Origin of the sequence: Nocardia sp. NPDC060259 (assembly GCF_042728775.1) — a bacterium.
Taxonomy (GTDB): Bacteria; Actinomycetota; Actinomycetes; order Mycobacteriales; family Mycobacteriaceae; genus Nocardia.
This window is the reverse complement of record NZ_JBHXAY010000026.1, coordinates 24,902-50,792: the sequence shown is the minus strand read 5'-3', so window position 1 is coordinate 50,792 and position 25,891 is coordinate 24,902. Positions and strand designations below refer to the sequence as shown.

General features: G+C 68.1%; 11 protein-coding genes and 1 pseudogene. 9 read left to right on the top strand and 3 right to left on the bottom strand.

Annotated features, from left to right (window positions below):
- Positions 1 to 412: 412 nt before the first annotated feature.
- The 5 genes from ACFWF2_RS13255 (at position 413) to ACFWF2_RS13235 (ending at position 17,694) form a co-directional block, all read left to right on the top strand.
- The gene (locus ACFWF2_RS13255) at positions 413 to 13,612 is read left to right on the top strand and encodes an amino acid adenylation domain-containing protein (RefSeq protein ID WP_379307692.1); all 13,200 of its coding nucleotides are present in this window, start codon (positions 413 to 415) and stop codon (positions 13,610 to 13,612) included.
- Positions 13,613 to 13,857: 245 nt separating this feature from the next.
- Complete coding sequence (locus ACFWF2_RS13250) at positions 13,858 to 14,658, top strand: carbonic anhydrase (protein WP_379307690.1); 801 nt, start codon at positions 13,858 to 13,860, stop codon at positions 14,656 to 14,658.
- 145 nt (positions 14,659 to 14,803) lie between these two features.
- The gene (locus ACFWF2_RS13245) at positions 14,804 to 15,088 is read left to right on the top strand and encodes a GlsB/YeaQ/YmgE family stress response membrane protein (RefSeq protein WP_379307688.1); all 285 of its coding nucleotides are present in this window, start codon (positions 14,804 to 14,806) and stop codon (positions 15,086 to 15,088) included.
- A gap of 114 nt (positions 15,089 to 15,202) precedes the next feature.
- Positions 15,203 to 16,114 (top strand): ATP-binding cassette domain-containing protein, encoded by a 912-nt coding sequence (locus ACFWF2_RS13240; RefSeq protein ID WP_379307686.1) that lies wholly within the window; start codon positions 15,203 to 15,205, stop codon positions 16,112 to 16,114.
- Complete coding sequence (locus ACFWF2_RS13235) at positions 16,111 to 17,694, top strand: ABC transporter permease (protein ID WP_379307685.1); 1,584 nt, start codon at positions 16,111 to 16,113, stop codon at positions 17,692 to 17,694. Before ACFWF2_RS13240 ends, ACFWF2_RS13235 begins: the two co-directional genes overlap by 4 nt.
- Before the next feature lie 9 nt (positions 17,695 to 17,703).
- Here the strand turns inward: ACFWF2_RS13235 and ACFWF2_RS13230 are convergent, their stop codons facing one another.
- A complete protein-coding gene (locus ACFWF2_RS13230; protein ID WP_379307683.1) occupies positions 17,704 to 18,294 on the bottom strand; it encodes a TetR/AcrR family transcriptional regulator in 591 nt (196 codons plus the stop codon).
- A 78-nt stretch (positions 18,295 to 18,372) separates the two neighbouring features.
- Here ACFWF2_RS13230 and ACFWF2_RS13225 point away from each other — a divergent pair, with 78 nt between their 5' ends.
- The 3 genes from ACFWF2_RS13225 (at position 18,373) to ACFWF2_RS13215 (ending at position 22,793) form a co-directional block, all read left to right on the top strand.
- Positions 18,373 to 19,680, top strand: coding sequence for a DUF3533 domain-containing protein (locus ACFWF2_RS13225; RefSeq protein WP_379307681.1), 1,308 nt, complete (start codon positions 18,373 to 18,375; stop codon positions 19,678 to 19,680).
- A 36-nt stretch (positions 19,681 to 19,716) separates the two neighbouring features.
- Positions 19,717 to 21,510: an AMP-dependent synthetase/ligase gene (locus ACFWF2_RS13220; protein WP_379307679.1), complete on the top strand. Its 1,794-nt coding sequence runs from the start codon at positions 19,717 to 19,719 to the stop codon at positions 21,508 to 21,510.
- A 203-nt stretch (positions 21,511 to 21,713) separates the two neighbouring features.
- Positions 21,714 to 22,793, top strand: a complete 1,080-nt coding sequence (locus tag ACFWF2_RS13215; RefSeq protein WP_379307677.1) for an MBL fold metallo-hydrolase — start codon at positions 21,714 to 21,716, stop codon at positions 22,791 to 22,793.
- Between the two features lie 217 nt (positions 22,794 to 23,010).
- Here the strand turns inward: ACFWF2_RS13215 and ACFWF2_RS13210 are convergent.
- Positions 23,011 to 24,210 (bottom strand): annotated as a pseudogene (locus ACFWF2_RS13210) (MFS transporter); the annotation flags it as partial.
- A 48-nt stretch (positions 24,211 to 24,258) separates the two neighbouring features.
- Positions 24,259 to 24,750 carry a hypothetical protein gene (locus ACFWF2_RS13205; protein ID WP_379307675.1) on the bottom strand — a complete coding sequence of 164 codons (492 nt, stop codon included), beginning with the start codon at positions 24,748 to 24,750 and terminating at the stop codon, positions 24,259 to 24,261.
- Between the two features lie 484 nt (positions 24,751 to 25,234).
- Here ACFWF2_RS13205 and ACFWF2_RS13200 point away from each other — a divergent pair, with 484 nt between their 5' ends.
- Positions 25,235 to 25,804 (top strand): hypothetical protein, encoded by a 570-nt coding sequence (locus ACFWF2_RS13200; RefSeq protein ID WP_379307673.1) that lies wholly within the window; start codon positions 25,235 to 25,237, stop codon positions 25,802 to 25,804.
- Positions 25,805 to 25,891: the final 87 nt, after the last annotated feature.

The window sequence follows — 25,891 nt, the reverse complement described above, 5'->3', positions numbered from 1 at the left end:
CCCGCTCGCCTCCCCCTCGGGCCACAGAAACCCGGGGGAGGAGGCTCGATATCGACGACCCCAGAGCGCGGTCTTGACCTCGCAGCAAACAGGCAGCGTAGTGTCGAGGAGGTCGACAGTGTCGATGCCTGGATCGGTCGACTGCCGATGGAATCGATGTCCGCCCGACCACACCGGGTCTTCGGCCCGCACCCTCGCCGGCACGTCGGCGAGAGCGCGCCCCGCTGCGCGCGGTGCATCTGCCGGACCGGCGATTGCCAGTCCGGCAGCACAAGGCCGCCTGACCAGGCCCGGACCGGCTGAGCGAGCCAACTGGACGATCTCGCGCAGCGTCGGCAAGGCACTTCCGGCATGCGCCGGACAGGTCCAGAATTGACTTGTCGCCTGCTACGCGGCGCTAGGACTCGTCATCATGCAACTGCCTTCCCTATCGTCCATCGAGACCGGCCCCGGTTTACCCGAGGGCGCATTCGAGCTGTCGGCGGCTCAGCACGGCATCTGGTTCGCCCAGCAACTTGCGGGCGACACGCCCTTCTCCATCGCGCAGTACATCGACATGGAAGGGTCGATCGACCTCGAGGTGCTGGCGCAGGCTGCGCGCCAGGCCGGTCGCGAGTTCGGTACCGGGTATCTGCGGCTGATCGAGGTCGGCGGGTACCCCTACCAGTTGGTCGACACCACGCTGGACGAAAGCTCGGTCGTCCTGGATTTCCGTGACGAACCCGATCCGGTGGCGGCTGCGCACACGTGGATGTGCGCGGAGTACGCGGCACCGCTGAACCTGACCGTCGATCGTCTGGTCTGTGGCGCCATGCTGCGGGTCGCCGACAACCGCTGGTTCTGCTACACGCGGATCCACCACATCGTGCTGGACGGTATGGGCGCGGTGGCTCTGGTGCAGCGCACCAGTGAGCTCTACAACGCGGCGATCGAGGGCAAGGAACCACCTGCGGCCACGGCCGAACACCTCCGCAAGATCGTCGACGCCGATGTGGCCTATCGCAGCTCGGACCGGTTCGCGGCCGACCGGGAGTATTGGCGCGAGCACCTCAGCGAGATGGCCGACCCGGTGAGCCTCGCCGGGCGCATCGCCGATGTCGACGCGCAGCCGAGGCGCGTCGCGGGCACGCTGACCAGCGACATGGCCGCGCTGCTCGACTCTGCCGCGAAGGCCGCCTCCGCGGGCGTCGCGCCGACCGTCGTCGCCGCGTTCGGCGCCTACCTCGCCGCCATGACCGGAGCCGGAGAAGTCGTGCTGAGCCTTCCTGTCTCGGCACGCACCACGGCGAGCCTACGACGTTCCGGTGGCATGGTCGCCAATGTCGTCCCGCTGCGGCTCACGCTGTCGCCGACCACCACTGTCGGCGACGTGATCCGCGCCGCGCAGGGTGAGCTCACCGGCGCGTTACGACGACAGCGTTACCGCCAGGAGGACATCTTTCGTGATCTCGGCTGGCCGATGGACGAACCCGCATCGTTCGGGCCGTCGGTGAACCTGATGATGGTGGACACCCGGATTCAGCTCGGCGCGGTCACCGGACGGGTGCATGTGCTGACCTCCGGGCTGATCGAAGATCTCTTCGTCAACCTGTATCCCGGAGTGGGTGGTGAGAGCACCCACATCGACTTCCAGGGCAACAGAAACCTGTACACCGAGGTCGAATTGGCGGCGCACCACCGCAGGTTCCTGCTGTTCCTGCACCGGTTCCTCGCCGCGGGGCCGGACGCGGCGCTCTGGACCGTGCCGGTCGTGTCCGACGACGAACGGACCGAGCTTGCCCCCGTACGCGGGCCCGAAGGTGTCGCACCCCGTTCACTGCCCGACATCCTCGCCGCCGGCGCGGCGCTCGATCCTGACGCGGTGGCGATCCGCAGCGGCGAGACCACGCTGTCCTACCGCCGGGTCGACGAGTACACGAATCGGCTGGCCCGGCTGCTGATCGTGGCCGGTGCGGGACCGGAACACACCGTGGCGATCTCGATTCCGCGTTCGGCGGAGTCGGTGTCGGCGATGATCGCGGTGGCGAAGACGGGCGCGGCGTTCGTGCCGATCGATCCGACCTATCCCACCGACCGGATCGAATACATGGTCGCCGACAGTGGTGTCATGGCGGGCGTGACCGTCGCGGCCGTCCGACCGTCGCTGCCGGACCGGGTCGACTGGCTGGTCCTCGACGACGAGGCAACCCAGCTCGACGTGGCCGAGCAGGACGCGGCGGCGATCACCGACGGCGAGCGCCACGCCCCCGTGCACCTGGACCAGGCCGCGTACATCATCTACACCTCCGGATCGACCGGATTGCCCAAGGGGGTGACGGTCGCGCACCGCGGCTTGGCCGATCTGGTCGCGAGCTCCGGCACGGAGTTCAGTGTGGATGCCGATTCCGTTGTGGCGCACGCTGTCTCGCCTAGTTTCGATATCTCGATCGAGGAGATCCTGGTGACCCTTGCCGCGGGCGCCACGCTGGTCGTCGTGCCCCCGTCGGCCGCGGCGGGCGAGGAGCTCGCGGAGGTGCTGCGCGCGCACCATGTCACCCATCTCGATGTCACGCCCGCGGTGGTGGGGTCGCTGGATCCGATGACGCTGCCCGAACTGTGCACGGTGGTTGTCGGTGGTGAGGCCTGCCCGCCCGAGTTGGTGGCGAAGTGGTCCGGGCGGTCCCTGCTGAACGCGTACGGTCCGACAGAAACCACCGTGACGGTGACCGTGAGCGAAGCCCTCACACCCGCCACGCCGATCACCATCGGCAGCCTCGTGCGCGGGGTCTCCGGCGTTGTGCTCGACCCATGGCTGCGGCCTGTTCCCCCGAATACGACGGGTGAGCTGTACCTCGCAGGCCCCGGAGTGGCGCGCGGCTACCACGAGCGCAGCGGACTCACGGCTGGACGATTCGTCGCCAACCCGTACGAGCCCGGCACGCGGATGTACCGGACCGGCGACCTGGTGCGCTGGAGCACCCGGGAGGGCAGGCTGGAACTGGAATACCAGGGCCGCAGCGACTTCCAGGTGAAGGTGCGTGGGTTCCGCATCGAACTGGGCGAAATCGACGCGGCACTACGCCGGGACCCGGACCTGGATTTCGCGATCACCCTCGGCGTCCAGGCCGATTCCGGCGCCACTGAGCTGGTGTCTTACGTGCTACCGAGGCCGGGAGCCGAGATACATCCGGAGGCACTGAAAGCGGCTGCCGGTGAATCGCTTCCGGCCTACATGGTGCCCGCGGTCGTCGTGGTGCTCGACCGCATTCCGCTCACTCCGCTCGGCACGGTAGACCGCACCGCATTGCCCGCACCCGATACAGGCCGCCGCGCGACGGTCAGCCGCGCGCCGTCGACTCCGCGCGAGCAAACACTGGCCGCGCTGTTCGCCGAGGTGCTGGGGCGGGAGGCGGTGGGTGTCGACGAGAGCTTCTTCGCGCTCGGCGGGGACAGCATTGTCTCGATCCAGCTGGTGTCCCGGGCGAAGGCAGCCGGGCTCGCGTTCAGTGCCCGGGATGTCTTCGAGCGCAAGACTGTCGCCGCGCTGGCTGTTGTGGCCACCGAGGTACCGGCACAGGTGGTGCACGAATTGCCCGGTGGCGGCGTCGGCACTGTCGAGCTCACACCGATCGTGCACGCGATGCTCGACGACCAGCGGGATACGTGGCGCCGGTTCAGCCAGGCGGTAGTGATCGGCTTGCCCGCGGGTATCGAGCGAGCGCGACTCGGCGCGGCCGCGCAGGCACTGGTCGACCACCACGACCTGCTGCGTTCCTCGTTGCGGCACGGCGACGAAGGCTGGCAATGGGTTGTCGCCGACCGCGGTTCGGTCGATGCCGAGACGCTGATGGAGGTCGTTGCGGCGGGTCCGGACCTCGAGCAGACCTGCGAACGCGCAGTGCAGCGCGCTGCCGACCTGCTCGACCCCGAGTCCGGTGTCGTCGCGCGGTTTGTCCTGGCCGAGCGGGCCGACGCCGAACCCCTGTGCTGGCTGGTCATGCACCAGCTCGTCACCGACGAGCTCTCCTGGCGAATCCTGGCGGCGGATCTGGCCACAGCGGCCCGGGGCGGCGTCCTGGCCCCGGTCGGCACCTCATTCCGGCGCTGGGCGCACGGTCAGCTCGCGCACGCGGGCGAGCGCGTCGGCGAACTTGCGATCTGGCAGCGCGTTCTGGCGACACCCGATCCGGCGCTCGGCTCCGACACCCTCGATCCCACTGTCGATCTGGTCGCCACGATCGCGCATCGGCACACGACCATCGCACCGGATGTCGCGAACATCGTGCTCACCGACGCGCCCGACCGATTCCATTGCGGCCCGGACGATGTACTGCTCACCGCACTCACGATGGCACTGGGTCGCCGGCGCGACCGGGCCGCCGCGCTGTGCACGCTGGTGGGCCACGACCGCGTGGCGGCCATCCTGCCCGGCGCGGATCTCGCGCGCACAGTGGGCTGTTTCACCAGCATGTACCCGGTGGCCCTCGACTTGACCGGTATCGACCTGGCCGACGCGTTCGCGGGCGGCGCGGCGGCAGGCGCCGCGATCAAGGCCGTCAAGGAGCAGTTGCGAGCCCTGCCCGACCACGGCATCGGCTTCGGCGTCCTGCGCTACCTGAACACCGACACCGCCGACGCGCTCGCGGGCGCACCCACTCCGCAGATCCGCTTCGACTACCTCGACCGGACAACGATCGACGGCACACCCGAAGCCTTTCTCCCGCAACGCTTCGTGGCCACGCAGGACGACCGGGCGCCGTTGGCCGCTGTTGTCGACATCAGCGCCGTCCGGACCGACAGCGGTCTGGACGTGACCTGGTCCTACGCCTCTCGGTTGCTCGACGCCGCCGCCGTCGACGAACTCGCCGAACTCTGGACCGATGCCTTGCGGGCGCTCGCCGACCACGCCGAGACCGCGGATGCGGGTGGTCACACGCCGTCCGACTTCGACCTCGTCTCGGTGACTCAGCCGCAGGTCGACAGGTGGGACCACACCTATCCGAATGTCGCGGACGTGTGGCCGCTCTCGCCGCTGCAGTTCGGTCTGCTGTTCCATGCTCTCTACGATTCCGACACCGCCGACAGCTACACGGTGCAGTCGATTCTCACCCTGGCGGGCACGGTGGACGCGCCCCGCTTGCGCGCCGCCGCGCAGGCATTGGTGGCGCGGCACGACAACCTGCGGGTCGCCTTCGTGGAAACCGACGACGGACCACGCCAGCTCGTTCTCGGTGATGCGGAAGTCCACTGGCAGGAGGTGGATCTCACCAGCATTCCGGACGCCGACCTGCGGCAACGGGAACTGGATCGGGTGATCGCGATGGACGCGCGTGCCCGATTCGATCTCACCCGACCACCACCGTTGCGCTTCATACTCATCCGGACCGCCGCCGACAGATACCTTTTCGTGCTGACCAACCATCACCTCGTGCTGGACGGTTGGTCGGGGCCACTGGTGGTGCGCGAGTTGCTGACGCTGTATGTCACCTCGGGTGATGCCTCCGCGCTGCCGCCCGCCCACCCCTACCGCACATTCCTGACCTGGCTGCGCACCCAGGACGACGCGGCCTCCGTCGCCGCCTGGGCGCGATCGCTGGCAGGCGTGGATACCCCGACCCGCGCGGTCCCGACCGTGGCCGGCATCGAGTCCACCGAGACCGGGACGATCTCCACCGACCTGCCCCACGGCACGGTCGCCCGGTTGGAGACGGTCGCCCGCGAATCCGGCGCCACGGTGAACACCCTGGTGCAGGCCGGCTGGGCGATGGTGCTGGCCATGCTGACCGGCCGGACCGACGTCGTGTTCGGCGGGACGGTCTCCGGCAGGCCACCGGAACTGGCGGGCGTCGAAGAGATGGTCGGCCTGTTCATCAACACGCTGCCGGTGCGCGTGCGACTCGACCCCGCGGAACGGGTGGTCGAGCTGCTGGCCCGGCTGCAGGCCGAGCAGGCCCGGTTGATGGACTACCAGCAGGTCGGGCTCGTGGCCATCCACCAGGCGGTCGGTCTTGCCGAACTGTTCGACACGATGGTCGTTTTCGAGTCCTATCCGATCGACCGGGACATGCTCTCGCAGATGCTCGGCGGCGCGGGGATACAGGTGCTCGATGTCGAAGTCACCGACGCGGCGGCGTACCCGTTGAACCTCCTGGTCACTCCGCTACGCGGCGCCGAGGGGCCCGACACGCTGCACATCACCCTGAAGTTCATGGCCGACAAGCTCGATCACCCGGCGGCGCGGACACTGCTGGATCGTTTCGTCCGGCTGCTGACCCAGCTCGCCGAGCACCCACGCGCCCTGGTCTCGCAGCTGCAGCACTGTGACGACGCGGAACGCGCCGCACTGCTGCCGGTCCGCGGTCCGGAGTCGGTACCGTTGCGGACCCTGCCCGAGATCCTCGCCGACGGCGCGCGCATCGACAGCGGAGCCATCGCGGTCAGCGTGGACAAGCTCACCATGTCCTACGGTGAACTCGACGCCCAATCCAACCGCCTCGCCCGGGTGCTGCTGCGCAGGGGTGCCGGCCGAGAGGTGTTCGTCGCGCTCGCCCTCACTCGATCGCTGGAATCGGTGGTCGCGGTGTGGGCGCTGGCCAAGACGGGCGCGGCCTTCGTTCCACTGGATCCGCACTATCCGGTGGAACGGATCGAGCAGATGCTCACCGACTCGAAGGCCCCGATCGGTGTGACGGTGACCGCGATCCGCGAGAGGCTGCCGGGCACCGTCGACTGGGTCCTCCTCGACGACCCCGGCACGATCCGGACAGCGATGACGGTCTCCGACGCTGCGGTCACCGACGAGGAACGCGGCGGCTCCATCGAGATCGATCAGTCGGCCTACCTGATCTACACCTCGGGCTCCACCGGCACGCCGAAGGCTGTGCTACTCAGCCACCGCGGAATCGCGAATTTCGTGACCGCCTACCAGACGTCGCTCGAACTGGACGCGACCGCGAGCGCACTGCATGTGGCCTCGCCCAGCTTCGACGCCGCGGTGGCCGAGCTGGTGACGACGCACGGCGCGGGCGGGCGGCTCGTGGTGTCGCCGCCGGATGTCTACGGCGGCGCCGAGCTCGAACGACTGCTGCGCACCGAGCGGGTGACCCATGCGGTCGTCACGCCGTCGGTGCTGGCCACGATGGACCCCAGCGATTTGGACCACCTGCGCGGGCTGGCGGTCGCCGGTGAGGCCGTGACACCGGAGCTGATCGAGCGGTGGTCGGTGGGCCGGCGAATGGTGAACCTGTACGGCCCCAGCGAATTCAGCATCACGGCGACCGGGTCGGCGGAACTCGTCGCGGGCGAGCCGATCACGATCGGCGGGCCGATCCTGGGTGCGGCCACGATGGTGCTCGACACCTGGCTGCGCCCGGTCCCGATGGGCGTCGCGGGGGAGCTGTACCTGGCCGGTCCGGCACTCGCCCGCGGGTACTTCAACCGGTTCGCGATGACGGCGGGGCGCTTCGTCGCCGACCCGTGCGGTGCGCCGGGCGAGCGGATGTATCGGACCGGCGACATCGTGCGCTGGAGCACCGGGGACAACGGCGCCCTCGAACTGGAATATCTGGGCCGCAGCGACTTCCAGGTCAAGATCCGCGGCCTGCGGATCGAACTGGGCGAGATCGACGCGGCGTTGTCCCGCGACGAGCAGGTCGGGTACGCGGTGACGATCGGGCGCACGGACCCGGCGGGGGAGACCGCACTGGTGTCCTATGTGCTGCCCGCCGAGGGGGCGGAGTTGGATACCGAGCGGCTGCGGGTGCGGCTGGCCGCGGAACTGCCCTGGTACATGGTGCCCGGATACGTCGTCGTGCTGGATTCGATTCCGCTCACCCCGGTCGGCAAGCTGGACCGCGCAGCCCTTCCGGTGCCCGACTTCTCGGGTACCCACCGCCCGTATCTGGCGCCGCGCACCCCGGTGGAAGAAGCCGTCGCCGGAGTATTCGCCGAGGTGCTCGGCGCCGACCGGGTGAGCGTCGACCAGACGTTCTTCGAATCCGGGGGCAACTCGCTGAGTGCGATCAAGGTGGTCGCCCGGGTGAATTCGGCGCTCGGGTCGACCATCACGCTGCGTGATCTGTTCGACGCGCCCACCGTCAGCCAGCTGTCGGCGCGGGTCGTCCCCGCCACCGACGGCAAGCCCGGCCGCTGCGCCCTCGCCCCGCAGATCCGGCCGGACCGGATCCCGCTGTCTCCGGCGCAACAGCGCATGTGGGTGCTCAACCGCATGGATCCGACCTCGCCCGCCTACAACATCGCGGTCGCGCTCCGGGTCACCGGCGAACTGGATGTCGATGCCATGCGGCAAGCGCTCGCCGATGTCGTCGGAAGGCACGAGAGTCTGCGCACCATCTACCCCGCCGACGAGGCGGGACCGCGGCAGGTAGTCATCGATGCCGAGGTGGCCGCACCGGCCATCACCCTGCTCGACACCGAAGACGGCGCACCGCTGCGCGATCGGATCAACACAGTGGCAGGCACCGGATTCGATGTCGCCGAGGAACCACCGCTGCGCGTGGGTGTCTTCCGCGTCACCTCACCTACGGCTCACCCGCCGGACACAGCACCGGTCCACGTGGTCGTCCTGGTGGTGCATCACATCAGCGCTGACGGCGCGTCGATGGCGCCCCTCGCCACCGATCTGGTCGCCGCCTACTCGGCGCGGTCGGCCGGGGCCGACACCGCTCGGGCACCGCTTGCCGTGCAGTACGCCGACTTCGCACTCTGGCATCGCGAGCTGCTCGGTAGCGAGTCCGATCCGGAATCGACTGCCGCCGAGCAGATTCGATACTGGACCCGCACGCTCGCCGGCGTGCCGGAGCTGCTCGAGCTTCCCACCGACCGCCCGCGCCACGCGGTGAACTCGATGCGCAGCGCCGACTACACATTCACCCTGGACCTCGAACTGCACTGTGCCCTGGTGCGATTCGCGACCGCGCACAACGTCAGCCCGTTCATGGTCGTGCACGCCACGCTGGCGGTCCTGATGGCCCGGCTCGGCGCCACCGATGACGTGGTGATCGGCACCCCGATCGCCGGTCGCAGCGAGCAGGCGCTGGACGAGCTCGTCGGCATGTTCGTCAACACGCTGGCGCTGCGTTCCCGCGTCGACCAGAGCGCGGGATTCGCCGAGTTCCTCACCAAGGTCCGGTCGGCCGATCTGGACGCGTTCGGCAACGCCGATGTGCCGTTCGAGCAGCTGGTCCAGGTGCTGAACCCGAGCCGGTCGACCGCGCACCACCCGTTGTTCCAGGTGTTGCTGACCCTGCAGAACTTCGTCGAGCCGGTCCTCGAACTGCCCGGCCTGCGGTTCGAAGCGGAGGATTTCGACCGGCGTTCCTCGCAGTTCGACCTGATACTCGACCTGCGCGAGCGCTTCGCCGGGACGGAACTGGCCGGCCTGGATGGCGTGCTGACCTACGCGACCGACCTCTTCGACGAGGCGACGGTCGTCTCGCTGGCCACCCGGTGGCAGCGTGTGCTCACCACCGTCCTCACCCAGCCCGAGGTGCGTCTCGCCGATATCGACATCCTGGACGACGCGGAGCGCAGCGCCCTGGTGCCGGTGCGGGGCCCCGAAAGTGATAGGACGACAACGCTTTCTCAGCTGCTGGCGGCCTCCGTAGCGCACTACCCGGAGCGCGCCGCCCTGGCCGTCGCCGGACACACAACGACCTATCGGGAGATCGACGCGCACGCCGACCGGCTGGCGAGGCTGTTGCTGGAAGCAGGGGCCGGGCCGGAAACCGTGGTGGCGCTGGGCCTGCCCCGTTCCGCCGAACTGCTCACCGGCTTGTGGGCGGCCGCGAAGATCGGGGCGGCGTTCTTGCCGATCGACCCGAAGCACCCGGGGGAGCGGATCAAGCACATGCTGGCCGATTCCGGCACCCGGGTCGGTCTCACCGTCGCCGCCTACCGGTCGATGCTGCCGAACGACACGAACTGGCTCGTGCTCGACGACCCCGAGTTCGTCGAACGCTGGTTCCGTGCACGCGGCACCGCTGTCCGCGAGAGCGAGCTGCCCACCCCGATCCGGCCGGACAACCCGGCGTGGCTGATCTACACCTCGGGCTCGACCGGAACACCCAAGGGCGTCTCGGTATCCCATCGAGGGCTCGCCGATATGGTCGCGGCGCAGCGTGATCTGCTGGGCTTGGACGAGCACTCCCGAGTCCTGCAGGTGGCCTCGCCGAGTTTCGACGCGTCGGTGTTCGAGGCCATCATGGCGTTCGGCGCCGGCGGCGCCTCGGTGGTGGCGCCGCCGGAGGTGTTCGGCGGCAGCGCGCTCAGCGAGCTGATCGAGGCCGAACGGGTGACCCACATGGTGATCACGCCGTCGGCACTGGCCACCATCGATCCCGCCGAGGTGCCCAGCGTGCGGGTACTCGCGGTAGCCGGTGAGGCCGTCGGCGCCGAACTCGTCGAACGCTGGGCGGCGGGCCGCACGATGGTCGATCTGTACGGCCTGACCGAAACCACCATCCTGGCAACGGCTTCCGGCCCTCTCGTCGCCGGCGAGCCGGTCTCCATCGGTACGCCGGTCCGAGGCGCAGCCGCCCTGGTTCTCGACGATCGGCTGCGCCCGGTTCCGGTCGGCGTCCCGGGCGAGCTGTACCTCGCGGGACCTGGTCTGGCCCGCGGATATCACGCCAGGCCCAGCCTGACCGCCGCTCGCTTCATGGCCGATCCCTTCGGTGCGGCGGGGTCGCGGATGTACCGCACCGGTGATCTGGTGCGGTGGACGCGCTCCGCGTCGCATGTCGACCTGGAGTACATCGGCCGTACCGACTTCCAGGTAAAGGTGCGCGGTCAGCGCATCGAGCTCGGCGAGATCGATGCCGTCCTCGGGCGCACCGCGGGCGTCGACTTCGCGATGACGCTCGGTGTCCCAGGTCCCACCGGCGCGACGGCGCTGGCGGCCTACCTGGTGCCAACGCCGGGGGTCGAGCTCGACGTCGCGAGGGTGCGCGCCGCCGCGGCGAACACCTTGCCCGCGTATATGGTGCCGTCCGCCTTCGCCGTGCTGGACAGGATCCCGCTCAATGTCGTCGGCAAACTCGACCGGAAGGCGCTGCCCGCACCGGAATTCACAGCCGACCGTACCGAATACCGCGCACCGTCGACACCCACCGAAAAGGCCGTCGCCGGGATTTTCGGCGCGTTGCTCGGTCTCGACGAGGTGGGCGCCGACGACTCGTTCTTCGCGCTGGGCGGCGACAGCATCCTCGCCATCCAGCTGGTGTCGCTGGCCAGGCAACAGGGCATCAATTGCACGCCGCTACAGGTCTTCGAGCACCCAACGGTGGCCGCGCTCGCCACCGCCGCCGATGTCGCGGGTGCGGTGGTGACGCTCGACGAGCTGCCCGGCGGAGGTGTCGGCGATATGCCCATTCCGCCGATCGTGCACTACATGCTCGAGCGCGGCGGTAACTACAACCGCTTCGCGCAGTCCGCGGTACTGGAGCTGCCGGTCGGCATCGAACGCGCCCAGATCGTCGCGACTGTCACAGCCGCCGTCGACCGGCACGACATGCTCCGCGCACGGTTGAGCGCAGCCGAGGACGGCGCGCCGCGATTGTTGGTGGGCGAACCCGGCTCGATCGATGTGGGCGCACTCGTCCATCGCGTCGAGATCGACGCCGCCGATTCCGGCCGGCTACGCGAAGACACGGTGACCGAGCTCGATTCCGCGATGAACCGGCTCGATCCGGCACACGGTATTGTGCTGCAGTTCGTCTGGCTCGACCCGGTGGGCGGCGCGGGCGCACGGACCAGGGCGGGTCGGCTCGTCGTGGTGGCGCATCACCTCGTCATCGACAGCGTCTCCTGGCGCATTCTGATCCCGGATCTGGTCGCCGCGTGGGCGCAGGTGTCGGTCGGCGACACCCCGGTTCTGGCCGAGACCGGCACCTCGATGCGGCGCTGGTCGCACGCACTGGCCGACGAATCACACTCGGACAGGAGAGTTTCCGAGCTCGGCTACTGGCAGCGCGTCATCGAGGGCGGCCCTGACCCGCTGATCGGTTCCCGCGAGCTCGACGCCGCCGTCGATCGGACGCACACTCTGCGCATGGTCGAACGCGCGTCAGCCGCCGAAGTCACCAGCGCGCTGCTCACCACGCTGCCCGCCCTCTTCCACTGCGGCGCCAACGACGCCCTGCTCGCCACCCTGGCGCTGGCTCTGGTGCGCTGGCGTGGCGGTGCCGACGACACCGTGCTGGTGCGGCTCGAAGGCCACGGCAGACAGGAGCAGGTCGTCCCCGGCGCCGATTTGTCCCGCACGATCGGGTGGTTCACCAGCATCTACCCGGTGCGGCTCGACCTCACCGGCATCGATGTCGACGACGCGCTGACCGGCGGCCCTGCCATGGGCGCGGCGATCCGCGCAATGCGCGATCAGCTGTCCGCGGTGCCGGACAACGGCATCGGGTTCGGCCTGCTGCGCTACCTGAATCCCGCGACGGCGGAACGCCTTCCGGCACGTCTGCCCGGCCGGATCAGCTTCAACTACCTGGGCCGCTACTCGACGGGCGACGTCCCCGCCGGGCTGGAACGCCTCGGCTGGCTGCCGACCGAGGAACTCGGCGACCTGCACGTCGCCGAACACCCGGACGTGCCACTGCAATCCGCTCTCGATGTGAACGTTGTGGTCATCGGCGACGTGCTACAGGCGAGCTTCGGGTTCCCCGCAACGCTGCTCGACACGGACACGGTGGCCGAGCTGGCCGACCTGTGGATGGACGCGCTCGGCGCGGCCGCGCATTTCGCCGAGACTCCCGCGGCGCAGACGGCCGCTGCCGAGGAAGCCGCGGCACACGCGGCGGCGGTGACCGCACCCATCCCGGGCGGCCTTGGTCTCGATGTGCTGCTGCCGATCCGGGTCGGCGGCACCGAGCCCGCGTTGTTCTGCATCCATCCGGCGTCCGGAATATCCTGGACCTACCTCGGATTCGCGGCGGCATTGCGGCCGGGCCGACCGATCTACGGCCTGCAGGCTCCGGATCTGGGCGGCAACGAACCACCCGTGCGCTCGGTCGAGGAGTTCGCCGACCGATACATTCGCGAGATCCGCGCCATCCAGCCGGAGGGGCCGTACCACCTGCTCGGCTGGTCATTCGGCGGGCTCATCGCGCACGCCATCGCGACCAAGTTGCAGAAGGCAGGCGCGGCGGTGGGTATCGTCGCGCTCCTGGACGCCGATACCGCCGACATCGACGGTGACAGCATCGAGCGGCTCACCGCGGGCGCCTTCGTCAACACGTTCGGCCCGGTCGTCGGCATCCAGGATGTGCCCGCCGACGCGACCGCGCACGAGGCCGCCGACCTGATCCGTGAGCGGCTCGGCGGCGTATCGCTGATCGACGCGGACGCCATCGAACGGATTGCCGAGTCGCACAACGCATCGGCGCGAACCAGAACCGGATACCGGCGCCCGGTGTTCGATGGCGACATCGTGTATTTCCGTGCGATCTCCGACACCTCCGACATCTTCGGCCCGGACGGCTGGCGGCCGTATGTGACCGGCGAAATCATCAACCACGACATCGAGGGCACCCACTACGAACTGACCGCGCCACACGTGCTGCCGTACATCGCGCGCGTGCTCGACGAACATCTGGAAGGCCGAGGATGAAGAGAAATCGCCGGCGCGGATGTGACCTATCTCGCGGCGATCGGCTCTGGTATCCGCTGCGATCACAGGCATAGCCTGATACCCCACGCGCACCCGAAATAGACTGCACTAGAAGGATATTCGGTGCAAATCGGACATGTCCAGTCACCGTTGGCGATGGGCTGGTTTCGACGTGCGCGCACTGCCGTCCCGGGCGACGTCAGCCATCCGGGCCGACGGCAGAATCCTGGCAAGGAGCTGCACCGGTGTCGGTTCGTCACAATGCCCCCAGTCCCGTTCGATCCGTCATGACCCGCCGCGGCGCACTCGCTGCCCTCGCACTACTCGCAGTCGCCGGCTGCGGCGGCTCCGACACGATCACTCCGCACTGGGACTACGACGCCGACGGCCCCGATCACTGGGCCGATCTCGACAAGCACTACGCGACCTGCCGAAATGGCCACGCCCAGTCGCCGATCGACCTGTCCGACGCCACCGAGTCACACCCCGCCGGAAACATCGAGATCGCCTACCGGCCGATCCCCGCGGCCACCCTGACCAACAACGGCCACACCATCCAGGCCACCGTGCCCGCCGACTCCGGCAACCGGATCGTCGTCGACGGCACCCCGTTCTCCTTGGCCCAGTACCACTTCCACCTGCCCAGCGAACACACCGTCGACGGCGCAGAGACCGCCATGGAACTCCATCTCGTGCACACCGACCAGACCGGTCGACTGGCCGTCCTCGCGGTCCAGCTTCGCGCCCAGGACGCGACAGCGCCGCTGAGCCAGGTCCTCACCGCATCACCGGACCGCGTCGGCGCCACCCGCACACTGAGCAATACCGACCCGCGCACATTCCTGCCCGACAACCTCGCGCAGTTCCGGTACCAGGGTTCACTGACCACACCGCCGTGTACCGAAGGCGTGGAATGGATCGTGCTGCGCACCCCGAGTCCCGTCGCGATCGCCGATGTCGACCGGTATCGCGCGCTGTTCCCGCACAGCAACAGACCAACGCAACCCCGCTACGGCCGCCCGGTCGTCCTCGCCGGAACCAACTAGCGGACACGGCCCCGCGCGCGATGTTGTGATGTGGCGTCGGTGTGGACACGGTTGGGCCACACGAGGCCGCCCGGGCTGGCACCGACACCCGACGGAGGGAAATGATCGATCGCAATCGGGTTCGCCAGCACAGGAGGTTCCAGCGATGTTCAACGCGATTGTTCAAATCTGTGGGTTCTTGATCATCGGTGCGGTGGTCGGCGTGTTGGCACGTCTGCTCAAGCCAGGCAAAGAGAGCATCAGCATGGGTATGACGTTGGTGATCGGCATGGCGGCCGCGCTCATCGCCGGGGTGATCGCCAGCCTCATCGGCGTCGGATCGATCACCGAACTCAACTTCTGGGGCTTCCTGATCGCGGTCGTCGCCGCGGTCGTGCTGCTGTTCGCCGCGGAGTCGGTCGGCGCCGGCAAACACGGGCCGACAGCCTGAACCACCCCGACGCAACGGCGCACCCCCGGGATCCGGGGGTGCGCTTCGTCTGCAGGCCAAGGCACGCACCGCGATCCGCCGCTGCCCCGACTTCGCGAGAACTACCCTGGCAGGATGGCTGCGGCAATCGAAATCTCGAACCTGGTCAAAACGTTCGGACGAACGCGCGCACTGGACGGGCTCGACCTCCAGGTCACCACCGGCGAGGTGCACGGCTTCCTCGGCCCCAACGGAGCAGGCAAATCAACCACCATCCGGGTACTGCTCGGCCTGCTGCGCGCCGACAGCGGCACCGCCACCCTGCTCGGGGGCGACCCGTGGGCGCAGACCGCCGAGCTGCACCGGCGCCTGGCCTACGTCCCCGGTGATGTGAACCTGTGGCCGAACCTGAGCGGCGGCGAGGTCATCGACCTGCTGGGGACCCTGCGCGGCGGCCTCGACGAGAAACGCCGCGCCGAACTGCTCGAACGATTCGACCTGGACCCGACGAAGAAGGGCCGCACCTACTCCAAGGGCAACCGGCAGAAGGTGGCGCTGGTAGCGGCACTGTCCTCCGATGTCGAACTGCTCATGCTCGACGAACCGACCTCCGGGCTCGACCCGCTGATGGAAGCGGTCTTCCAGGAATGCATCGACGAGGTCAAAGAGCAAGGCCGCACCGTCCTGCTGTCGAGCCACATCCTCGCCCAGGTCGAGGCACTGTGCGACCGGGTGACCATCATCCGCCACGGAAAAGCCATCGAATCCGGCACCCTCGCCGACCTGCGCCACCTCACCCGGACCTCGATCACCTGCGAGACGACCCGCCCACCGACCGGCCTCGACGCACTGCCGGGCGTGCACGATCTCGTCGTCGAAGGCAACCGGGCCAGATTCCAGATCGACACCGTCGACCTCGACCAGGCCATCAGCCATCTCACCGGCTTCGGCATCCGAACCCTGACCAGCAGACCACCGACCCTGGAGGAACTGTTCCTGCGGCACTACGGCGACGAACTCGCCGCCTCCGGGGTACCGGAATCATGACAACGCTGACCGGCACCACCACCCTGATCCGCTTCTTCCTGCGCCGCGAACGGATCGCTCTGATCTGCTGGATCCTCGGCGGTACCTTCCTCTACTACTCCCAAGCCGTCGGCGTCGACCTCGCCTACCCGACCCAGGCCGACCTCGATCGGGTCGCCGCCAGCATGGCGGGCAATGCCGCCATCGTGGCCATGGCGGGCCCGCCGCGGGTACTCGACACCATCGGCGGCCAAGTCGCCTTCCAGTCCGCGGCCTTCGGCATGATCGTGGCCGGACTGATGAGCATGTTCCTCATCGGCCGCCACACCCGCTCCAACGAGGAGACCGGCCGCGACGAACTCATTCGCTCCGGCGTCGTCGGCAGGCACGCCGCCTTCACCGCCGCGGCGGTTCTCACCGTCCTGGCAGACCTGATCTACGGGGCCGCGATCGCACTGAGCCTGATCTCCTACGGGTTGCCCGCCGCCGGATCCATCGCCCTCGGCGTCGGCGCCACCTGCGCGGGCCTGGTGTTCATGGCGATCGCGCTGCTGGCCGCCCAGCTCACCGAAAGCACCCGCGCTGTCTACGGCATCACCGGTGCGGCGATCGCGATCTCCTATGTCCTGCGCGCGGTCGGCGATGTGGGCAACGGGGTGCTGTCGTGGCTGTCGCCGCTGGGCTGGGGCCAGGCGATGCGACCCTACGACGGGGAGAGCTGGTGGCCGGTACTGCTGTCGCTGGCCGTCGCTGTCGCGGTGAGCGCGGCAGCGCGGCAAGTGCTCGATCACCGCGACTTCGGTGCCGGTGTCTTACCGCCACGACCCGGGCCTGCCCGCGCGGGCAGCGCCATGCACAGTGCGTTCGGGCTGGCCTGGCGCTTGCAACGCGGTTCCCTGATCGGCTGGTCGATCGGCATGCTGCTCGCGGGTCTGGCATTCGGCTCGATCGGCAACGACGTGGGCTCTCTGCTCGGTGACGTCGATCTGGGCGAACTGCTCGGCCAGGAGATGGGCAGCCTGGTCGATGCCTTCTACGCCATGTCGGCAGGCTTGCTGGCATTGATCGGTTCCGGGTACACGATCTCCGCAGGTCTGCGTCCGCGCGCGGAAGAGGCTGCCGGGCGCACCGAACCACTGCTGTCGACGAGCCTGCCCCGGCTGCGCTGGCTGGCCGGGCACACCGTCATCATGCTCGCGGGTTCGGCGGTGGTACTCGCGCTCGGCGGACTCGGCATGGGGCTGATGTACGGCGTGATCACCGGTGACATGTCCGAGCTGCTGCCCTTGCTCGGGGCATCGGTGACCTATCTGCCCGCGGTGTGGGTGCTCGGCGGAATCACGGTGGCGCTCTTCGGATTCCTGCCCTCGGCCACCTCGGGTGCGTGGATCGCCCTTGGTTTCTGTTTCGTCGTGTTGATGTTCGGCGCGACGCTGAGATTCCCGAGCTGGCTGATGAGCATCTCACCGTTCGACAACATCCCCCTGGTCCCCGCGGTGGCATTCGCGCCGACGCCGGTGCTGGCCACCACCCTGGTAGCGCTCGCCCTGTGCGTCGCGGGCGCGTACGGATTCCGGCGCAGGGATGTGGTGACCAACTGACAGCGGCGCTCAGGGTCGGGGGAGTAGCCCCAGGGTCAGGTGCCTGACCAGATCGTCGAGCAGGTCCTCGGAGTCGTAGTCGGCGGTGTAGCCCGAACCGACGAACGTCGCCAAGCCCTGCAGTGCCGCCAAAGCGGTCACGCCGAGACGTTTCGGGTCGCCGGGAACGATCTCACCGGCGGCCTGACCTTCGGCGATCAGCGCGATCGGCACGGCGAAGGCACGGTCGGCGGCGTCCTGGATCTCCGCGGCGCTCGAGCTGTGCCTGCGCGCGAACATCAGGGGGAGCAGCTCGGGATTGTCGACCGCGAAGCGCAGGTAGGCACGGGCGAACGTCTGCAGGCGCGCCGTGATCGGTTCGTCTGTCACGGCCTGCTCGAAGCACGCGCCGAGCCGTTCCAGTCCGGTCACGGCCAGCGCGTCCAGCAGTGCCTGCTTGTCGCGGAAGTGCCTGCTCGGAGCCGCGTGACTGACACCGGTATCGCGTGCCAGCTGACGCAGCGACAGGCCATCCGCGCCGACTGTGCGCAGCGCCGACTCGGCGTGCTGCAGCAACGCGGCGCGGAGGTCTCCGTGGTGATAGCGCGAGTGCAGGGACATGGTGCTAGCAGGATATCCGACACGCCAGCGAATGTTTGCATTGACTACTTTGTAGTCGCTGACTACATTAACGGTGCCATGACTGACAACACCGCGCCGACGCGCCCGCAGAGCAGCATGCCGATCCGCGAGTGGTTGGCGCCGATCACGCTGGTCACCGTGCTGGCCGCGCTCCTGGGAACCATGTACCTCGGCTACACCGCCGACCCCGAGAAGCACCTGCACGACTTCCCGATCGCCGTCGTCAACCAGGACGTCGGCGACACCCTCGCAGGCAAACCCGCCAACCTCGGCGCACAGATCACCACCGCACTGAGCGAGAACATCCCCGCTGAAAAGATCGACCTGCGCACAGTCGGCATCAACGAAGCCCAGCGCCAACTGCAGAACGGCGAGGTCTACGGCGCCATCGTCATCCCCGGCGACTTCACCAAACGCGTCGCCATCCTCGGCGCCTCGTCGATCGTCCCCGGCGACGTCGAACAGCCGATCATCTCCGTGCTGACCAACCCCCGCGCAGGCACCCTCGCCGCCCAGATCATGCACACCATCGCCGACCAGGCCATGACCCAGGTCAACACCACCGTCGGCACCCAGCTCTCCCAGCAGGTACACGGCGCGATCGGCGCCACCCCACTCAGCGGAGCGGCGCAACTGCAGCTCACCAAGCCCATCGACGTCGTCGTCGCCCCGTACCATCCGCTGCCCGAAGGCACCGGCCAGGGCCTGGCCGCCTTCTTCTACACCCTCGTCCTGCTGATCGTCGGCTTCAGCGGCGCGATGATGATCAACTCCCTCGTCGACGGCTCCCTCGGCTTCATCCCCGCCGAATACGGGCCATGGCACAAGGCGACCACCCCGGCCCGGATCAGCCGCTGGCGCACCCTGCTCATCAAGTGGGGGATCGCCGCGATCAGCGCGCCATTGGCATCCGGGGTGTTCCTCGGCGTCGGCGCCCTGCTCGACATGTCGATCGAGCGACCGCTGCTGCTGTTCCTCTACGGCACACTGGCCATCACCGCCATCGCCATCACCGGACTGTCGGTCATGGCCGCCTTCGGCACCGCGGGCCTGATGATCAACCTCATCGTGTTCGTCGTCCTCGGCATCCCGTCGTCCTCGGGCACCATCCCGCTCGAGGCCACGCCCCGCTGGATCGCCGATCTGGCCGCCTTCGAACCCATGCACCAGATCTATCTCGCCGTGCGCGCCATCCTGTTCTTCGACGGCCACCTCGAAGCGGGCATGAGCCAGGGACTCTGGATGACGCTCATCGGCCTGGTGATCGGACTGGTCATCGGCGCTGTCGCCACCCACACCTACGACCTGCGCGGCCTGCATCGCCTCGGCCTCGACCACAGCCAGGAACCGGCCACCGCGCAGTAGCGGCACCACCGACCGATCATCCAAGGAAGGGCACTCATGCGAGAGTTCGAAGCCCCCGCTTCCTACACCGTGCCGGAGTACGCGAACAATTCCGACAGCGTGTTCCGGCACGCGGAGCACGCGCCCGGCACGGTGCTGTTCACTGTCGCGACCGACAGCGGCGAACTCGCCGACGTCACCGCCGCCGAGTTCGCGCAGACCGTCACCGCCGTGGCGAAAGGCCTCATCGCCTCGGGCATCGAACTCGGCGACCGCATCGCCATCATGGCTCCCACCCGCTATGAGTGGGTCGTGCTCGACCACGCCATCTGGGCGGCAGGCGGCTGCACCGTCGCCATCTACGACAGCTCCGCCGCCGAGCAAGCCAAGTGGATCCTGCAGGACTCCGCGACACAGCTGCTGGTGGTCGACAGCGACAAGCACCGCAGGGTCATCGACGAGATCGACCCCGACGCCCTACCCGAGCTGCGCGAAATCCTGCAGATCGACAAGGGCGTCATCGCCGAACTCACCACCCGCGGCGCCGATCTGGACGACCACGCCGTCCACACGCGTCGCGCACAGGTCGGCGCCGCCGCACCCGCGACCCTGATCTACACCTCCGGCACCACCGGCCGGCCCAAGGGCGTGCTGCTCTCGCACGCGAACCTCTATGCCGAGTCGAAGTCCGACCGCATCGCCCTGGAGGAGTTCGTCACCGAGGGCAACAAGACCCTGATGTTCCTGCCGCTGGCGCATGTCTTCGCCCGTGCCGTCACGCTGGCCGCACTCGACGCCAAGGTTGTCGTCGCGTTCAGCTCCGACTGGTCCACGCTCGTCGACCAGTTCGGCGCCTTCCGCCCGAACTTCATCCTCGCCGTGCCGCGCGTCTTCGAGAAGGTCTTCAACGGCGCGAAGCAGAAGGCACACGCCGCAGGCAAAGGCAGGATCTTCGACCGAGCCACCGAGACGGCCATCGCCTGGAGCGAGTCACTCGACAACGGCGGCCCCGGACTCCTGCGCACACTCGAACACGCCCTGTTCGACAAGCTCGTGTATCGCCAGCTGCGCCTGGCCCTCGGCGGACAGTGCGAGGGCGCGGTATCCGGTGGCGGACCGCTCGGCGCGCGCCTCGGCCACTTCTTCCGCGGTGTCGGTATCCCCATCTACGAGGGCTACGGACTCACCGAGACCACCGCCGCGATCACCGTGAACACCCCGAAGAACACCAGGGTCGGCACCGTGGGACGCCCGACCGAGGGCCACGGCATCAAGATCGCCGACGACGGCGAACTCCTGCTGCGCGGCCTCGTCGTTTTCCACGAGTACTGGGGAAACCCCGACGCCACCGCGGACGCCTGCACCGACGGCTGGTTCCGCACCGGCGACCTCGGCGCCATCGACCGCGACGGCTACCTCACCATCACCGGCCGCAAGAAGGAAATCCTCGTCACCGCCGGCGGCAAGAACGTCTCACCCGGCTCGCTCGAGGACTCGCTGCGCGCACACCCACTGATCGGCCAGGCGATGGTGGTCGGCGACGGCCGCCCCTTCATCGGCGCCCTGATCACCCTCGACCCCGAAGCCCTTCCAGGATGGAAGCAACGCCACAACCTGCCCGCCGACACCCCGATCGAGCAACTCGTCGAGAACCCCGACCTCGTCGCGGAGATCGACGCCGTGGTCGCGGAGACCAACACACTGGTATCCCACGCCGAGGCCATCAAGAAGATCCGCATCCTGTCCGCGGACTGGTCCGAGGCGACAGGCGAACTGACCCCGAAGATGTCACTCAAGCGGGCGGCTGTCATGAAAAAGCATGCCGCCGACGTGGACGAGATCTACGCCTGAGTCCTCGGGGGCTGGCGGATCTGGAGTTCGCCGGGGCGCGGGCGGTACTGTGATCAGGCATGTTTCCGGGATGCGGTTCGCCCGCAGCGTTCGTGCCTCGTGCTTCCACGCTGGAAGGACACCGGTTCATGTGTATGTCCTGCGAGGGTCAAGACAGCGGGCAAGGACATCCAGGTCTGACTCGCCGATCGGCGATAGCTGGGATGGGTTCGGCGGCCACACTGTTCGCAGTCGCAGCGTGTGGTTCGTCGAACAACGCGGACAAGACGTCACCGGTCAGCGCCACAGCGACGCCCGCGCCGGCGTCGCCGGTGAAGCTGGGTGTCGTCCTGCTCGGAACCCGCGCCGGGCCCTACGTCCAGGGCGATCGGACCGGAATATCCACGGCTCTGGTTGTCGACGGCCAGGTCTATCTGGTCGACTGCGGCCAATCGTCGGTGTGGCAGTACCACCGCGCCGGATTGAAGTTCGCCGCCTTGAAGAACATCTTCATCACCCACCTGCACGCCGACCATGTGGCCGACTACAACAACTTCTTCATGCTGGGCGGCTCCACCGATGTCCGGGTAGCCGACGGCGTGTCGGCGCCGGTACAGGTCTACGGGCCAGGATCCGCCGGTGGGCTGCCACCCGCTTTCGGCGGAGCAGACCCACCCGTGGCCTCGCCGGGCGATCCGACACCTGGCCTGGCGGATCTGACTCGCCGATGCAACGAGGCGTTCGCCTACAGCAACAACGTGCTCATGCGTGACACCGGCTTGCAGGACACCTCGGCCATCGCGGTCGTCCACGAGATCGCCCTGCCGGAGGTCGGCGCCAGCTACACCGATACGGCACCGGCGACCGCACCGTTCCCGGTCATGACCGACGACCACGTGCAGGTCACCGCGACGCTGGTCCCGCACGGCCCGGTATTTCCTTCGTTCGCGTTCCGGTTCGACACCGAATACGGTGCGGTCACCTTCTCTGGAGATACCACCAACTCCGAGAACCTCGTCCAACTCGCCCGCGGTTCACAACTGCTCGTCCATGAGGCGATCAACACCGAGGGCGGAATCCTGTCTCCCGCGGCACAATCGCACATGCGCGAGTCACACACCCCGGTGCAGCAGGTCGGCACCATCGCCGCCGGCGCCGACGTCCCCACACTCGTGCTTTCACACATCGCCGACTTCGGCCCCACCGCGACGGTCGATCCGGCGCAATGGACCCGCTGGGCTCAGCAGGGATACTCCGGCGAGGTGATCATCGGCAACGACCTGCAGTCGATCACCCTCCGATAGCAAGCTCGGCCGACGGGACCGATCGACCTGCTCGACGGCCACTCCTGATGGACGCCACCATGCCGAGCGCAGCGAGAACCGCGAATGTCGCGAACAACCATCGTGCCGGGGTTGCTCCGCCCGTATCGGTCGCGTTCACCACCACCCCGGCCAAGCCAGCGCCGAAGGCACCGCAGACCAGCTGAACGGTGTTGATCGCCGCGGCGGCCCGGCCACCTTCGCCGGGGTCGTCGACACCGCCCATCGCCCACGCCGAAAGGTGCGGCCACGCCATACCGATGCCGGCACCGGTGAGCAGCAGTGCCAGCACCCAGCCGGCAACGACCCCTGCCGAGGCGTTGTCGACCTGGCCGACCGCCGCCGACATCAAACCGACCGCCATGACCAGTGGTGCCAAGGCGACGATCCGAACGATCGCTCGCGTGCCCGTCACCGACGCACTGACGATCTCACTCATCGTCCACCCGACAGCCAGTGCCACTCCGAGGAAGCCCGCCGCCACGGGCGTGAGATGCGCGAGCCGCTGACCGAAGTAGGGCACGTACATGTCGACCATGGTGGCGGCCATGAGCATGCCGAGCGTCAGATAGACCCACTTCAATGGGCCGGGCCGAAATGCGGTAGGTGGCAACACAGCTGCCGTCGCCCGGCGATCGACGGCGATGAACGCGCCGACAAAGCCTGCCCCGACGACGAGCAGTGCCACCGTCCAGCCGACATTGCGGGGGAGGGCCGCGACGCTGATCGCCAACGCGGCCGAGGCGAGCAGGAGCAGCGACCACACCGGGATCCGGTCCGGTTTTCGCGGTGGCTCGCCCGTGCGTGCAGGCAGAGCGAACGGCACCAGCGCCGCGATGAGTCCGGTCAGGATCAGCAGTGCCCCGAAAGCCCAACGCCACGAACTGGATTGCGCGAACAAACCGCCGGCCGCTGGGCCCAGCAGCGTGCCGACTCCCCACATCGCCGAGACGAGCGCTGAGGCTTTCGTCCACAAGGTCTGCGGAAGAGCCGAGTTGATCACCGAATAGCCCAGGCCCGCGATCATGCCGCCTGCCGCGCCCTGGACGGTCCGTCCCGCCAGCAGGAACTCCATCGTCGGTGCCATCGCACACATCGAGGTGCCGAGACCGAACACGGTCAGCCCCACCAGATACGACCATCGGGCCCCCAGCCGGGCCAGCGTCGCACTCACCGTGGTGGCGGCAATGACGGAGGCGACCAGGTACACGGTGGTCACCCAGGCGTAGAGGCGCTGGCCGCCGATTTCGGCCACGGTGCTCGGCAGCAGGCTGATCGTCAGAAATTCGTTGGTGGCGTACAGTCCCACGCCACCGGCCAGCACTGTCGAGGCCGCGAGGTATTTCGGGCCCAGTAGTTCCCGCCAGGTGCCGCTGATTGCCGTCGCCGTACCCGTCATGGCGGTGATGCTACGACCACAACTTTGCTCGAGGTCAACAGTCGCGCGCTACTTCCCCGTAACGCCGGCCAGCCAGCTGATTCCGGGCCAGGATTTAGGCAATCTGATCAAGCCACCCAGTGCGAGCAACACCAGGTCCTCATATCCCTCGCGCATCTCCGCGAGGTGATCCCAGGCTCGATGCCGCTGGACGGCATCCTCCATATGATGCAGGGCCCAATGCGCGCACGCCGAGGCTTCGGCGACCCGCGCGATCACCCCGCCCACCGAATCGGTTCCCCGGGGCGTCCCCGCCCGCGGCCGGGGAAGCTGCGCGGCGATCCACGCATCGATCTCGTGGACAACCCCAGCGACTTGCCGGCGAATCGTCTCGGCCGACGGGTCACCTAGCCACGCCCGATACAGCGATCCGAGCGTTCCCGCCCACTGCGCCAGCGGGCAATCACTGTCGGTGGATCCACTGACCGCGCGCAGCAGATCCTGCGGTGACAGAAACGGACCGTATTGCGGAGGCACACGCAAACCGGGACTCTCCACCATCGTCCGAGTCACCTGGCGAGCTGGTTCGGCGTTACCCGAGCCATCCTCGATATTCGAGGTGCGAGATGCACACTTCTATCGACATACACGATGATCTCCTGAAACAGGCACGTCGAAGGTGAACCACACGCCTGTGAAGAATTAGCTTTCTCCTAGGTTGGGACGGACACCGCTGTCCTTCCGCGAGACCCCGCCTGATCAGGGATACTGGGCGCTTGCCCAACCATCCGGCTACGCGGTACTCGCGAGTAACAAGGTAGCAGTCATGTGACGAAGCACACCAACTCCTCCGCGAAGTCTCAGCAAACTCTCATGTAACGCGACGGGCATGGAGGCGATGACGCAGACCGATGCCGACCGACGACCCCGCAAACTGCCCGCAGGCGGCGGGGCGACGACGCGGCATCCCATACACGACACGATCGACAGAGCTCGACTCGCCTGTTTTGTAATCGATTGTGCCGCAACATGATTCAATGCTCGAATGCAGAATCGTCCCTACCGCGTGCACCAGCACGCACTTGGAGTGGTCAGCCAGTGCGTCACTGTCGCCGACCGATTGACCGCGTCGATGCGTTGTCTCGACGCCCTGGTCGAGGGCGTGATCGGCGAGGATCCGACAGCACGTGCCGAGTTCGACCACTACCTCGTGGCCGCGGGCGCATCGATCGCCTCGGTCGAAACCGTCGGCAGACGAGTAGTCGCCGAGCTCGAAGAGTGCGCACGAGTGCCGGCACCCACGGTCCAACGCAACGCAGTGGCCGGTCAGCGCAACCGATGGGCGGGCTCGGTCGGCGCGATCCTGTTGACCGAACACCTACGATCCTTGACCGCGCTGTGCCATGCCACCAACGCCAGTGGCTGCTCTGCCGGACTGGCCGCAATACGTGACATCCTCGCCGATTCCTCGCCCGACGGGCGACTGCTGCGCGCGAGCATCCTCCGCACCGGCGCGGCGGCGAAGACCCTTCAAGGCATCGCCGACGATCTCTTGGCGGTCGCGCACATGTTCGGCGACGCACTGATCCAGGGCGAGGAATTCAACTACTCCTGAGTTCCTTCCCCAGCCCCACTAATTCGTCACTGTGACGAATTAGTGGGGCTGGGGAAGTGGAGGGGGAGTGTCGAGCCCGGGCCTCCG

What these genes read in the sequence shown, in the direction of transcription:
- ACFWF2_RS13255 (WP_379307692.1), top strand. Translation starts at nt 413, where the DNA reads ATGCAACTGCCTTCCCTATCGTCCATCGAGACCGGCCCCGGTTTACCC.
- ACFWF2_RS13245 (WP_379307688.1), top strand. Translation starts at nt 14,804, where the DNA reads ATGTTCAACGCGATTGTTCAAATCTGTGGGTTCTTGATCATCGGTGCG.
- ACFWF2_RS13240 (WP_379307686.1), top strand. Translation starts at nt 15,203, where the DNA reads ATGGCTGCGGCAATCGAAATCTCGAACCTGGTCAAAACGTTCGGACGA.
- ACFWF2_RS13235 (WP_379307685.1), top strand. Translation starts at nt 16,111, where the DNA reads ATGACAACGCTGACCGGCACCACCACCCTGATCCGCTTCTTCCTGCGC.
- ACFWF2_RS13230 (WP_379307683.1), bottom strand. Translation starts at nt 18,294, where the DNA reads ATGTCCCTGCACTCGCGCTATCACCACGGAGACCTCCGCGCCGCGTTG.
- ACFWF2_RS13225 (WP_379307681.1), top strand. Translation starts at nt 18,373, where the DNA reads ATGACTGACAACACCGCGCCGACGCGCCCGCAGAGCAGCATGCCGATC.
- ACFWF2_RS13220 (WP_379307679.1), top strand. Translation starts at nt 19,717, where the DNA reads ATGCGAGAGTTCGAAGCCCCCGCTTCCTACACCGTGCCGGAGTACGCG.
- ACFWF2_RS13215 (WP_379307677.1), top strand. Translation starts at nt 21,714, where the DNA reads ATGGGTTCGGCGGCCACACTGTTCGCAGTCGCAGCGTGTGGTTCGTCG.
- ACFWF2_RS13205 (WP_379307675.1), bottom strand. Translation starts at nt 24,750, where the DNA reads ATGGTGGAGAGTCCCGGTTTGCGTGTGCCTCCGCAATACGGTCCGTTT.
- ACFWF2_RS13200 (WP_379307673.1), top strand. Translation starts at nt 25,235, where the DNA reads ATGCAGAATCGTCCCTACCGCGTGCACCAGCACGCACTTGGAGTGGTC.